The sequence below is a fragment of the Dietzia sp. IN118 genome, assembly GCF_032905965.1.
Taxonomy (GTDB): Bacteria; Actinomycetota; Actinomycetes; order Mycobacteriales; family Mycobacteriaceae; genus Dietzia; species Dietzia kunjamensis.
The window spans coordinates 1,164,149-1,176,848 of record NZ_JAUMSR010000001.1 but is presented as its reverse complement, the minus strand read 5'-3'; the positions used below and the strand labels follow the sequence as shown (position 1 = coordinate 1,176,848).

Sequence of the window (12,700 nt, the reverse complement as noted above, 5' to 3'; positions counted from 1 at the left end):
AACCCCTGTCATGCACTCCGCCTCGCAGTCCCCTCGGCCCGCCGACTTCCCACTGGCGGCGGACAGCTCTGACGTTGAAGGGCTGTGGGCGGGCTCCTCACACGACGACCCCGAGCTCGCCGACCCCGGGCACAGCGCTCCCGAACAGACTGATCCCGAGCGCGGCGACTTCCTCGCCGCCATGCGCGCGTCGTGGGACGACTGGGTGCCCGTCGCCACCACGGGCTGGGGCGCGGTGGTGCTCATCGCCCCGTTGCTCGCGGTGCACGCGCTGGTCTGGGCGTTCGGTGGGAGCCGCCCCCGTTAGGTGTCCCGCCTCCAGTTGTCCCGCCTCCAGGTGTCCCGCCTCGCCCCCACCCGCCAGAGGATGGTGCGCTCCTTCGATCGCGCCGCGTGGAGCGGATCGTCCGTGTCAGATGCGCGCGGGTGGCGAGGCGTCGTCTCGTGCGTTCCCAGAACCGTCAGCCCGGCGTCGGCGATGCGGGTCAGCAGCTCGTCGCGAGTGCGTAGACCGAGATGCTCGGCGAGGTCGGACAGGATCAGCCACCCCTCGCCCTGCGGCGTGAGGTGCTGCGCGAGCCCGTCCAGGAAGCGGCCCAGCACGTCCGAGCCCGGGTCGTAGATCCCCTGCTCCAGAGCGGACGTCGGACGACCCGGAATCCACGGCGGGTTGCACACCACCACGTCGGCCCGCCCGGAGTCGCCCACCTCGTCGTCGTCGTCATAAGGCCACAGGTCGGCCTCCACCACGTCCACCCGGTCCGCCAACCCCAGCCGACCCACGTTGTCGCGCGCGCACTGCGCCGCGCGCGGATTGATGTCGGACGCCACGACCTGCCGGGCCCCGCGCCGGGCCAGGACGGCCGCGAGCACCCCGGTTCCGGTGCCGATGTCCCACACGATCGGATCCTCGACGCCCTGCGGCCAGGGGGCGTCGGCGACCAGGTCGATGTACTCGTCTCGGGTGGGGGCGAACACGCCGTAGGCGGGATGGATGCGCGCTCCCAGTGCTGCCACCTCGATACCGCCCAGGTGCCACTCGTAGGCGCTGATGACGCCGAGGAGCTCGGGCAGCGAGACCAGCGTGTCCCGACCGGTCGAGTCGTTGCCGTTGTGGGTCGGCGGCCCGTAGGCATGGGTGCAGGCGTCGCTCACGTCGGGCGCCCGGCGCAGCCGAACCGAGTAGTCCTGCTCCAGTGGGATGAGGACCTTTCCCAGCGTCTCCGCCCGCTGCGCGCGTGCCTTCCGGTTGGCCAGGAACACCTCCCCGGGGTCGGAGCTCTGCGGCGCCCGGGACGCCCGCTTCTGCAGACGCCGGTCGAGGGCGCGCATGAGCTGGCGGGCGTTGTGGAAGTCGCCCCGCCACAGCAGGCCGGTGCCCCGCCGGATCATCCGAAGCGCCTTGTCCGCGGCGATGTCGTCGTGGATCACCACGATGTCCCGCGGCGGCGGCGCGCCGTTCTCCGAGTGCCACCGGGCCGTGCGGCCCTCGCCCTTCTCGCGCCAACTGACGGTGGTCACAGGCGACCCGGGCGCGGCAGGAGAAGACACGGGAGTCCTTTGAACGGGCGCGCACTCGACCGTGGGGAGGAATGACGCGCGAGAGCAAGCTACCCGCGAACCGGGCCGCACCCAGTGTCTCAGCTCCGCCGCCGACCGGTTACTGCCAGTCGATCTCATACGGCTCGGCCCGGGCCGAGTGCATCCGACCCCCGCTGACGAAGTAGCCATCGGTGTAGGTGGCCGTGTCGGACGGGATGCCGTGGGCGAGCGCGTAGAGCTGGGCCGCCAGGTCATCGGCATCGAACGCGCCGGAGCTGTCGCGATGGGGGGTGATGACCGCGGTCCTGTCGGCGAAGACCCCGGGCGCTCCCTTCAGTGATTCGGCGAGCGCGGTAGTCCCCGGCGCGAACGAGGGCGAGGGCTTGGCGAAGCACCGTGTCGTAGCGGGTGCCGGTCAATGGTGTGGCGATGTGCATGGCCGACAGCGTCACACCCCTCGACGGATTCCTCGCCCGTACCGCGGTCCCCGGAACGGCGCCCTGTGGAGAGTCGCGTGCCCTGTGAGTGTGGTGCCGCTGCCGTGAGGGTTCCGGTCGCCTCTCCCCGGTTCTACGATGGGAGTCGAGGCATTGGAGCTCATCATGAGTGCATCGCAGGCCGACCTCTGGAGTGGTCCCGTCGGGCAGTCGTGGGTGCGCAATGCGCTCGCGTACGACACGATTCTCGAGCCGCTCGGTCGCGCGGCCCTCGACCGCCTGGACCTCAGCCCACCGCAGCGGGTGCTGGACATCGGGTGCGGGACCGGGACCACGACGTTGGAGATCGGACGCCGGGTGCGCCCGGACGGGTCGGCGGTCGGCGTGGACGTGTCCCGACCGATGGTCGAGTGCGCGCAGGCTCGCCTGGTGGACGAGGCCGATGCGGAGAACGTCGAGTTCCTCACCCTCGACGTGGAGAGCGAGCCGTTGCCCGGCCTGTTCGACGCCGCGTTCTCGCGGATGGGCGTGATGTTCTTCGACCGACCCGAGGTGGCGTTCTCCGCCGTCCGGGCGGCCCTCCGACCGGGCGGCCGGCTCGCGTTCGTCTGCTTTGCCGCGCCCGCCGCAAACCCGTTTATCACGGTCCCCACCGGCGCCGCGTTGGCCCGGCTCGGTGGTGCCCCTGTGCCTCCGCCGGGCGCGCCGGGACCGTTCTCGTTCGCTGACCCGGACCGCGTGCGCAGCGTGTTGGAGACCGCCGGCTTCCAGTCCGTCGAGGTGAACCCCGGCCCCGACGAGGTCACCCTCGGCCCCGCCGACCGCCTCGAACAACTCGCCCGGCAGGCGCTGGAACAGAACCCCCAGGCCATGATGGCGATGGCCGCCAACCCCGATGCCCGCGACTCCGCCGTCGCCGCGGCCGCGGCCGCGCTGGGTGAACATGTCACCGACGGCGAGGTCCGTCTGGGCGCCGGAACCTGGGTCGTAGAAGCCCGTGCCCCCGGGGCGTGACAGGGCAGAAGCACCAAGGGCCGCTATCGATAGACCTCGCGCCGATGGGCAATATCGACAACGAGGACGGTCACCCGTTGATCCTCGATCGAGCAGATGATCCGGTAGTCGCCCACGCGGTACCGCCAGAGGTGCTGGTCGCCGCGAAGTGCCTTCCCGAGATACCTGGGGTCTTCGCACCCGTGTATTCGCTCCTCGAGGAATGCCCGGATTCTCTGCTGCGCAGTCCTATCCTGTCGACCGAGTTTGGTGATGACCTTCTGGACGTGCGGCGTGACCTCGACCAGATACGCCACCTCAGGACCAGTCCACCTGGTCCAACGGGATCGCGGAATCGTCTGACTGCCTGAATTCCTCCAGACGGTGCCGGGCCAAGTACCAGTCCTCCATCTCGTCGAGTCCGCTGCGGATGAACTCGCTCGCGTAGAACGACTTGGACCTGCCGGTGATTCGAGCCAGATGGTCCAGACGAGCGATGGTCTCGTCGTCCAACTTGGTGTTCAGCTGTTTGGCCGTCATGACACCCCTTCCGCCGCTATACGAGTATAGACCCAGTGACCACCCTGAGACCGTGACCATCCGGCCGGTCGATGTCGAGAGCGTCATTGACGACAAGCGTGGGGGCGAGCCACTGCGAGGCGCAGCGTCGATCTGGCAGCCTCCAGGCAACTAGATTCCTGCCGGAAACCCCTCCCCTTCTCAAGTTATAGCTGGTAGGGGGCCTTGCGGCAAGACCCCGGTGGGGGCGCACACTGTCGCCATGTCCCCCGAGGCACCCGGCATCTTCGCCCTCCCCGATCACCTCGCCCACAAGGCTGACCCGGCGCACATCGCCGCCGACGAACGCCACCTCGCCGCCATCTCCCACGCCCTCGACCAGAAGGTCGCCTCCCTGTCCGCCCGTCTGGACGCCCGCCGCCGCGACCCCGCAGGCCGCGGCGCGCAGACCATCGAGCGCGACGCCGACATCCGCCGCCTCGTCGCCGAGCTCGCCACGCTGCGCCGCTTCGGGCTGGACGTGTGCATCGGCCACTACGCCACCGCCGCCGCCTCCCGCGCCCCTCAATTCGACTCCAGCCCCACAGCACCCGCGACCGCGCCGGTGTACGTGGGCCGCATCGGCCTCACCGATGCGGCCGGCACTCCCCTCCTCGTGGATTGGCGCACCCCGGCCGCCGAGCCGTTCTTCGCCGCGACGCTCGCCGATCCGAGGGGCGTGACGTATCGCCGTCGGTACCGGTGGTCGGGCCGGCGCATCGTGGACTACTGGGATGAGGTCTTTGGCGACGACGACGAGGTGTCCGCTCACGTCAGCCCCGACGACCTCTCGGCATTCGTCTCGAGCTTGTCCGAGGCGCGGACCGGCCGAATGCGCGATGTGCTCACCACGATCCAGGCCGATCAGGACGCCATCATCCGCGCGGACTCCCGGGGCACCCTCATCGTGGACGGCGGACCGGGCACCGGAAAGACGGTGGTGGCCCTGCACCGGGCGGCCTACCTGCTGCACGCCCAGTCCCGCGGGGGGCTACGCCGCGGCAACCTGCTCCTCCTCGGGCCGCACCGGCCGTATCTGGACTACGTGGCCGATGTGCTCCCGTCGCTCGGTGAACACAGCGTGCAGACCGCGACGGCCGCCGACCTGGGCCTCGCCGCGCTCGGCGGGGTGATCGCGACACCGCCCGGCGGACTGCCCGACGAGCCCGATCCGGAGGTCTTCCGATTGAAGTCCGACCTGCGCATGGTCGAGGCGATCGTGGCCGCGGTGCGCTTCTCCGAGCAGCCGCCCGAGCAGTCGATGCTGGTGCAGACCGAGTGGGTGGACCTGCGCCTGACGCCGGCCGACTGGGCCGAGGCGTTCGGCGCGGTCGAGGACGGCACACCACACAACGAGGCCCACCCGCAGATCCGCGAGACGATCGCCGAGATCCTCGTCGACCGGGCCGTCCACAACAGCGCCGGCGACGTGCCCGAGGAGGTCCTCCGCGCGGAGTTCGCGGCCCACCCGGACCTGCACCGCACCCTGTACCGGGCGTGGCCGATAATCAGCGCCACCGACCTCGTCGGGGACCTGTGGACCGTCCCCGCGTACCTGCGCCTGTGCGCGCCGTGGCTGACCACCGAACAGATCCGGCTCCTTCAGCGATCCGCGGTCGGCGCGTGGACAACCGCGGACCTGCCGCTTCTGGACGCGGCCCACCACCGGCTGGGCGACGCCGACAGGGCGCGCAGGACACAGCGCCGCCGGGCCGGGCGATCCGCGGAACTTGCGAGGCGCCAGCGGGTGATCGACGACCTCATCGCCGCCGATGACGACCCCGAGGGCGTCTCCCCCATGCTCCGCCACGCCGATCTCCAGGAGGCACTGCTCGATACGTCACCCGACGACGAGCCGGCTGCTGGCGCGTCCCGCCTCTCGGGCGTCTTCGGGCACATCATCGTCGACGAGGCTCAGGAACTCACCGATGCCGAGTGGCGAATGGTCTTGCGCCGCTGCCCGTCGGGCAGTCTCACGATCGTCGGCGATCGCGCTCAGTCCCGCCGCGATTTCGACGATTCCTGGACCGAGCGACTGGAGCGCATCGGCCTCTCCCCTGCCCGCATCACGTCCGTGCGTCTGAGCATCAACTACCGCACACCCGCCGAGATCATGGAGGCCGCCGCACCCGTGATCCGGTCCGTGCGGCCCGACGCCAACGTTCCCGAGTCGGTGCGCCGCAGCGGGGTCCCGGTCGGCTATGGCCGCGTCGATGAGCTACAGCGTGTGGTCGACGAGTGGCTCGCCATCCACTCCGAGGGCACGGTCGGCGTCATCTGCGCGCTCGGCGCTACCGTCCCCGACTTCAGCGAATCCGACCGCGTCCGCGTGCTGCCACCAGCCCAGGCCAAGGGCCTCGAGTTCGACCTCGTGGTTCTGGTCGACCCGGATTCGATCGGCTCGGGCGTCATCGGTGCAGTTGACCGCTATGTGGCGATGACGCGGGCGACGCAGTGTCTCGCGTTGCTGCGTCCTCCCGAAGGCACGGAGACAGATCTCAACCTTCGGAGACGGGGAGAAAACGGTGATAATTGATGCGAAGCAATGTGGTCAGCGTTTACAGCCAGCGGGGTCTTGCTCCTCTCACGCAATATTGTGGTTCGCGCAGACCAACTCGACAAAACGACTCATGGGACGCGCCCCTGGCCCGGTTCGACAGAAAGCTACCCTGAATCAGCTGCGATTCCATTCAGATATCGTTGAAGAATAGCTGGACATCTGATTATCTCCGCGTCATGGCCACCTACTGTGCGATCTATGCCAGTGTCCTGCAGTAAGGAAATTTCGACTGCTGGCAATAGCTCACCGAGTTTGAGCTCATCGAACATGCCAATTGGTCGCAAATGAGATCTCGCTAGTCATCGTCAGCGTCGTCCACCTCATTGACCACAACAGCGTCGAACTTTAGGGCTCTCGCCACTTCATCTAAGAACCTCGTGCTGGTGACGAACCACTCTCGGCCCGCCGTGCGCGCAACGCTGCGGTAATGGTCAGCAGCCTCGAGCAATCGATGGAAGGTTCTCTCTGCCTCGTCCGTTTCTCCCTGACAGACCCTGTAAATACGCAGAAGAACTGGCTCTTCCGGCAGTGCTGTTATACGAGTCTGGTTCTTGAAACGCTGGATCACGTCGCTATCACTGCGGCCAACCTTCATCAACGTCCGACCGCTTTCGGGCTCATAACGATGGAGAAGATAGTGCGGAAGCGAGTAGACATAAATACCTATCTCGTTCCGAGCTTCAGCCTTTTCCGTCTCACTTTTGGCTTTCTTGACTTCCGCCGCCCTAGCCGAATCATCGTTGATTCTACGCTCAAGCTCTAGTGTTTGATGTTCTAGATAAGAAATAGCTTCGGGACTCCACTCGCCAGCCTTTTGCACACTGCGAAATTTCCGAGCTACGCGCAACGCGACTGAGGGCGCCGTCGGCAGATCGCCCTCCAACAAGCTTCGAATTTGACGCTCGGCACCCCAGACAAAGCCAGAGGTCGAAACGTCTAATTCGTCGGCGATTTCCTGCGCAGACATTTCTTTTTTCAGTAGTCGGTATACCTGCCCAACCCGGAACGAGTCTTGCTCGAGGAACCTTATTAATTCAGCTCGGACTTCACCGGTAGGTCGCACTGCACCGAATTCTGCAGTCTCCGTAGTCGGCTTTGTGGAGATGCTAGGAGTTCGATCGAGTGAGCGGTCCGCGGCGTCTTCAGTCACGCGAAGATTGTGTCACGCTTCTCGGACGAGATGAGACTCGCAGGTCTTCGGCGGTGGCCCCTCGCGCGTCAGGCAGAATCTGCGGCCACTCAACGCTGGCGTGACTAAGACCTTCGATCAAACTGCGCCACTCCTCTGGCGATGCAGCTCCCCGTCGAGATGCAACGCGCCGAGCAATGGCGTCTACTCGCGCTTGCGTCCTCCTGAAGAGCCCGACCAGGCAAGCCCATATCTTGCCGCGCGGGCGGTAGCTAGCCGTGCCGATCAAGACTTTTGATCGGACTCTGGCAGCTCCATCGTTCCCTTCGCTCGGTAGGCGAACCGAACTCAGACCTCTCCCTCCGACTCGAGAGCGTAAGCATCTCGTACCGCTTCGATCCACCTACCGCATCGGAGGCGAACCGTACCGCCGGACGGGGCACCGTCTTCGGTTCGAGACCACTCGTCGTACCTGGTGAAGCTCGGCTCTTCGGTGGTTTCCAGGTACTTGAGCACCCATCTTAAGCAATCCTCGCGGTCCCATTTCTGGGAGTAGTTCGACCGCACTGCCCGCGTGCCACGGACTCCTGCCTGTTCACATGCACTGGCCCACGTCCCAAACATCTGGATCAGGCGGACACTGGATACCCCACCGCGACGATGCTGATCATAGAAGGGCCCGGATAGACGCGATTCGGTGCAAAGCGCGGCGACCCGGCGAATCTCTGCGAGAGCGTCTGATCGATCTAATGCACCGGAGACGGTACGAGTCCGCCTTCGACGCGCCGCTTCCGCACGGCCAAGAATCTTCTCGACTTCGCGCACTCCCAAGCCTGACTTCTTGGCGAGCGCATCCACCGGCAGGTCCGGATGGCCGCCCACCAGATCCGTCAGCTGCCGAAGCTTGAACTGATGCCGAGCATCGTCGCGAATTCCCTTTAGGTCCCTAGCGCCTAGGCCAGTGTGCTTCTTGACAACCAATCGGACCCATTCGCGAGAAACGTCGAACGAGCGGGCGATGACACTGAACTCCTCACCCGTCAGAGCCCGCCGAATCATCTCGGCTTCCCGCGTACCGATCGGTGTGCCCCCATCGCGAGAATCAACCGGCATCTCTGCGCCGGCTGACTCCACCGCACGGCGGACGGTGAACGCATCGACGTCATACACGCGGCACACTGTGTCGAGCGAGACGCCCCGAGTAATCGCTCCAACTACTGCAGCATCGCGCGCTTTCGCCGATTCTGTACCCACAGCAATCTCCTCTCCAAGCCCGCATGGACTTGCGATATGCCACTGCTACACCCACTGCGTGCTCGGGAAAGCATGCCCTACTCCGCGGTCGACGGATCAGGCATCTACGGACCTTTGAGCCCTCCACAAGAAACGTAGGTCCGTGCAGCTAAAGCGATTACTAACAGATGGGTAAGACAACCCGCCATCATCAGCCGATACCCGCGACCTTCCACGCCAAGTCGATATGGCCGACCTCGTGGGCGTCGCCGCCGACCTCGTAGTCGATCGGTGGAGCCGAGCACGTCGACGTGCAGCGCGGCAACGGTTATGCCGTCGGCGCGGGTAATTTTGTCAACAGGCGCGGACAGAGAACGGTCCCCGCTCTCGGTCTAGGCGAACGCCGACTCCACGATGCGACTAATTTCACCGAGCACTACCGAAGACGTGCTTGCGAGCACGGGCGCCCCGACTAGGCGGCAGACCGAGCAGCTGCGACTCGACTTGGAGAGTCACGCTGCGAGCGCGCTCGGTGACGAACTACGCCGGTTCACTACAACCGGTCACTTCGAACGCGAAACGCACTCAAGCCCGGCTCCCCCAACAGGGAACCGGGCTTGACTGAATGCGTAGCGGGGACAGGATTTGAACCTGCGACCTCTGGGTTATGAGCCCAGCGAGCTACCGAGCTGCTCCACCCCGCGTCGTTTGCATCGCCAACCGTACGTCCTACCCTGCAGTAATCCAAATCGATATTTGCGTGACTGCGGGGCCAAGGCCCGCCGCTCGGCATGTAGACCGTTGGCCGTCTGACTCCACTCGTCTCACCGCCCTGGGGGCCAGCTCACCCACCGCCGATCACGCAAAGGAGTGGGTTTCGGATATCCGCGCCCCTAGGCGCCGAGGTCTAGCCGGTACTACACCCTGTCTCTAGAAGCCAGGCAGAATCGCGGTATGACCAACGACATTCAGCCCGATTCGAAACTCCAGGATTCTCGCTGGTCCGCTGATACCAATCTCGCGCACGAAGTCGCGGGAGTGTTCGACCAGATGCTTGGGGATGGCCGCTCAGTGCTCGACCCGGAAACAGTCATCTGGACTACCGAGGCAGCGGAGGACCTGCGGTCTCGAGTCGCCGACAATCCGATTGTTGGGACGGAGCAGGGCCAGTGGGAGAAGCTGGACCGCCAGCTTCAAGGCGCCTCGCGAGAGGTAGTGCTATTGGCCGCCGAGCTCGTCTTCTTACGCGAACATCCCCTGCTTTCAGCGCGTCCGGACACACGGTTGATGCACATCAACAGGGTGCTGGCGCACCTCGATGATCCAACCCCCGTCAACGAAACGATCGCTGGTTTGCTGGTCCGTGAGCCTGGCAAGGCGGGGTTAGAACAAGGCAGGGGATACAACGGATCACTGTGGCGACACCTTGTCTGGGCTGCAAAATTCGTGATCCACTGGTCAACCCTGTCTCCAGCTGAACACGCCACCGCACGATCAGACCCATGGGCACTACAAAAAGTCATGCTCGACTCAGGAGACGACCGTTCAGACATCCGAAACGTGTTCCAGTTCCTCGCACGTCCCGACACTTTTGAGCCGATTTCATCTGCCGCCACGAAAAAGCGGATCCGCGATGCACTCGCCTCCCGAATCGGCGGATCAACTGGAGACGATCCCGCTTCGATCGACCGCGACTTGTTTGCAATCAGGTCCACCTTGGCGTCCGAAATCGACGGCGAATTTCACTTCTGGACGCCGGGGGTACAGGACCTCTGGGATGCCGAGCTGACAAAGCTCGTACCGGAATTGCCAGAGAAGGCGGAGCCTGAGGAACCTCGCCAACGCCACTATTGGATCTACTCACCCGGTCCCCGCGCCTCCGAATGGGACGCATTTCGCTCTGACGGGATAATGGCAATCCACTGGGACGATCTCGGCGATTTAGCCGACTATCCCGACCGCGAATCTCTCCGGCAGGCGTTAGAAGCTGATGGGAGCGGCATCGCAAGGAACAACGATGTCCTCTGCTGCTGGCAGTTCCAGAACGAAATCGAGATCGGAGACATCGTGTACGCCAAACGGGGTCGACACGAGATAATTGGCCGAGGCGAGGTCACATCCGAGGCTCAATATAGACTCGACCGAGATACCTACCGGTCCGTCCGAACCGTCGACTGGACGCATACGGGGTCCTGGCCCCACCCAGGAAAAGCGGTTGTTAAGACACTCACCGACGTCACACAGTATCCGGAGTACGTAGAAGAGATCGAAACACTTATTGTTGGCGAAGTAGAATTGGATCTCGCCACGCCAGTTGGCGAGATCCCCTCCTACGACAAGACTAGATTCCTCAGCCAAGTTTACCTTTCAGAAGAAAGCTACGATCGTCTCCGGTCGCTGCTGCATCGCAAGAAGAATGTAATTCTCGCCGGTCCGCCCGGCGTTGGTAAAACGTTCGCGGCGAAGCGGCTAGCGTACTCGATAATGGGCGAGAACGATCCCACTCGAGTGCAAGTCGTGCAGTTCCATCAGAGCTACTCGTACGAAGACTTCATGATGGGCTACCGCCCGACCGAGGCTGGCGGATTTCGCCTTGCCGAAGGGCCGTTCTACCGGTTTTGCGAAACCGCCCGGGACGCCGGCCCCGCCCAGCCGTACTTCTTTATCATCGACGAGATCAATCGTGGCAACATCTCGAAGATTTTCGGAGAGCTACTTATGTTGATTGAGAGCGACAAACGCGACTCCCCGCTTCGTTTGCTCTACAAGAATGAGAACTTTTCAGTGCCCCCAAACCTGCACATTATCGGCATGATGAACACGGCCGATCGCAGTCTCGCGGTAATCGATTACGCCCTGCGACGTAGGTTCGGCTTTTTCAACATGACACCGGGCTTCAGCTCGGAAGGGTTCGCCCAGTACCAAGCCAAGGTCGATAGCCCTACTCTCGACAGTCTGGTTGAAGCGATCGGCGCACTGAACCTCGCCATTGCGGACGATCCCGCTCTAGGACCGGGATTCGCGGTCGGACACAGCTTTGTCAGCGATGCGCCCAAGGACGACACCGTTGACGTTTGGCTTCATTCTGTGGTGGAGGACGAACTCATTCCACTTCTGCAGGAGTATTGGTTTGACGAGACGCGCAAAGTCGAGGAATGGTCCGGAAGGTTACGAGCAGCAATTTCATGACTGGTAACTCCATCGCCATTCGCAATATCTACGTGATGATGGCCTATGCCTTCAAGGCGATCCAAAAGGCGGGAGACGAACATCTGGAAGTGGAGCAATTCGACAAGCTCCACGACTTGTTCGCGGAGATTCTGGTTCGCGGAGTCGGAGCGCAGGTCAAACGCGGCCTTCACCACGATTACCTCCACCGTCGCGAGGAACTTGCCACCGTTCGCGGTCGGATCGACGTCTCACGGAGCATCGCCGAGCATTCGAAGGCCCGTGGTCGGCTGATCTGTGGGTACGACGAGTACGACTCGGACACGCCCCATAATCGCGCGTTGAAGTCAGTAATCATTCTGTTGGTTCGCCACGGCGAGATCAGGAAAGGACGGAAGGAGGCCCTCCGCCGCCTCTTGCCCTATTTGGACGCCGTCACCACTATTGCCCCGACCGCGATCCGGTGGGACACCCTCACGTATCACCGCAGTAATGCTTCGTATCGGATGCTGCTAGGCGTGTGCGAACTGGTGGTCCGCGGACTCCTGCCGACCGAAGGCTACGGCGACCGTAAACTGACCGCGTGGCTCTCCGACGACGCAATGAGTCAGCTATACGAGCGATTCTTACTCGAGTACTTCGTCTTTCACCACCGTGAGCTATCGCCGAGCGCACCCCAAATTAACTGGGACTACGACTGCTCGCTGTCGTCGGGCACGAGACAGCTTCCGGCCATGAAGACGGATCTCCGGCTCCGGCGCGGGCGGAAGATCCTGATCGTGGATGCCAAGTACTACAGCAAGTCGCTGCAAACAGGTCAGTGGGGAAAGGAGTCCGTCAGCTCGTCTAACTTGTACCAAATTCTGGCCTACACCAAGAATGCTGACGTCAAACAGGACGGGTCCGTAAGTGGGCTCTTGCTGTACGCACGCACCGATGCCCCCTCACAACCTGATCTTGATATGACTGTCCAAGGGAGCAGGATCGGTGCTCGCACGCTCGATCTAAATTTGCCGTGGAACCAGCTACGTACCCAGCTAGACGGCATCACTCAGTGGCTGGATAGTTGACTCCTCCCCA

General features: G+C 63.9%; 10 protein-coding genes and 1 tRNA gene. 5 read left to right on the top strand and 6 right to left on the bottom strand.

What is annotated here, in order from left to right; all coding sequences use genetic code 11:
* The first annotated feature begins 10 nt into the window (after positions 1 to 10).
* A complete protein-coding gene (locus Q2K20_RS05750) occupies positions 11 to 307 on the top strand; it encodes a hypothetical protein (RefSeq protein ID WP_317176743.1) in 297 nt (98 codons plus the stop codon).
* Here Q2K20_RS05750 and Q2K20_RS05745 read toward each other — a convergent pair.
* A complete protein-coding gene (locus Q2K20_RS05745) occupies positions 304 to 1,521 on the bottom strand; it encodes a class I SAM-dependent methyltransferase (RefSeq protein ID WP_317176742.1) in 1,218 nt (405 codons plus the stop codon). The two genes, Q2K20_RS05750 and Q2K20_RS05745, sit on opposite strands and share 4 nt — an antisense overlap.
* 623 nt (positions 1,522 to 2,144) lie before the next feature.
* Between Q2K20_RS05745 and Q2K20_RS05740 the strand changes: the two genes are divergently transcribed.
* Positions 2,145 to 2,993 (top strand): class I SAM-dependent methyltransferase, encoded by an 849-nt coding sequence (locus Q2K20_RS05740; protein WP_317176741.1) that lies wholly within the window; start codon positions 2,145 to 2,147, stop codon positions 2,991 to 2,993.
* Between the two features lie 23 nt (positions 2,994 to 3,016).
* Here the strand turns inward: Q2K20_RS05740 and Q2K20_RS05735 are convergent, their stop codons facing one another.
* A complete protein-coding gene (locus tag Q2K20_RS05735; protein ID WP_119192872.1) occupies positions 3,017 to 3,289 on the bottom strand; it encodes a type II toxin-antitoxin system RelE family toxin in 273 nt (90 codons plus the stop codon).
* 1 nt (position 3,290) lies between these two features.
* Positions 3,291 to 3,512 (bottom strand): ribbon-helix-helix protein, CopG family, encoded by a 222-nt coding sequence (locus tag Q2K20_RS05730; RefSeq protein WP_119192871.1) that lies wholly within the window; start codon positions 3,510 to 3,512, stop codon positions 3,291 to 3,293.
* A 241-nt stretch (positions 3,513 to 3,753) separates the two neighbouring features.
* On the opposite strand from Q2K20_RS05730, the gene helR reads away from it, so the two are divergent.
* Complete coding sequence (gene helR, locus Q2K20_RS05725) at positions 3,754 to 6,066, top strand: RNA polymerase recycling motor ATPase HelR (RefSeq protein WP_317176740.1); 2,313 nt, start codon at positions 3,754 to 3,756, stop codon at positions 6,064 to 6,066.
* Positions 6,067 to 6,385: 319 nt separating this feature from the next.
* On the opposite strand, the gene Q2K20_RS05720 is transcribed toward helR, so the two are convergent.
* From Q2K20_RS05720 to Q2K20_RS05710, 3 genes are all read right to left on the bottom strand, one after another.
* A complete protein-coding gene (locus Q2K20_RS05720; protein ID WP_317176739.1) occupies positions 6,386 to 7,240 on the bottom strand; it encodes a GIY-YIG nuclease family protein in 855 nt (284 codons plus the stop codon).
* Between the two features lie 327 nt (positions 7,241 to 7,567).
* On the bottom strand, positions 7,568 to 8,389 hold the full coding sequence (locus Q2K20_RS05715) for a hypothetical protein (RefSeq protein WP_317176738.1): 822 nt from the start codon (positions 8,387 to 8,389) through the stop codon (positions 7,568 to 7,570).
* Between the two features lie 693 nt (positions 8,390 to 9,082).
* Positions 9,083 to 9,156, bottom strand: a tRNA-Met gene (locus tag Q2K20_RS05710).
* 250 nt (positions 9,157 to 9,406) lie between these two features.
* On the opposite strand from Q2K20_RS05710, the gene Q2K20_RS05705 reads away from it, so the two are divergent.
* Together Q2K20_RS05705 and mcrC are read left to right on the top strand one after the other, a co-directional pair.
* Positions 9,407 to 11,641: an AAA family ATPase gene (locus tag Q2K20_RS05705; RefSeq protein WP_317176737.1), complete on the top strand. Its 2,235-nt coding sequence runs from the start codon at positions 9,407 to 9,409 to the stop codon at positions 11,639 to 11,641.
* Complete coding sequence (gene mcrC / locus Q2K20_RS05700) at positions 11,638 to 12,690, top strand: 5-methylcytosine-specific restriction endonuclease system specificity protein McrC (RefSeq protein WP_317176736.1); 1,053 nt, start codon at positions 11,638 to 11,640, stop codon at positions 12,688 to 12,690. The genes Q2K20_RS05705 and mcrC overlap by 4 nt, the downstream gene beginning before the upstream one ends.
* Positions 12,691 to 12,700 lie beyond the last annotated feature (10 nt).

Bases quoted from the DNA above. Each gene is read 5' to 3' on its own strand.
- Q2K20_RS05750 (WP_317176743.1), top strand. From the start codon at position 11: ATGCACTCCGCCTCGCAGTCCCCTCGGCCCGCCGACTTCCCACTGGCG.
- Q2K20_RS05740 (WP_317176741.1), top strand. From the start codon at position 2,145: ATGAGTGCATCGCAGGCCGACCTCTGGAGTGGTCCCGTCGGGCAGTCG.
- Q2K20_RS05730 (WP_119192871.1), bottom strand. From the start codon at position 3,512: ATGACGGCCAAACAGCTGAACACCAAGTTGGACGACGAGACCATCGCT.
- helR (WP_317176740.1), top strand. From the start codon at position 3,754: ATGTCCCCCGAGGCACCCGGCATCTTCGCCCTCCCCGATCACCTCGCC.
- Q2K20_RS05705 (WP_317176737.1), top strand. From the start codon at position 9,407: ATGACCAACGACATTCAGCCCGATTCGAAACTCCAGGATTCTCGCTGG.
- mcrC (WP_317176736.1), top strand. From the start codon at position 11,638: ATGACTGGTAACTCCATCGCCATTCGCAATATCTACGTGATGATGGCC.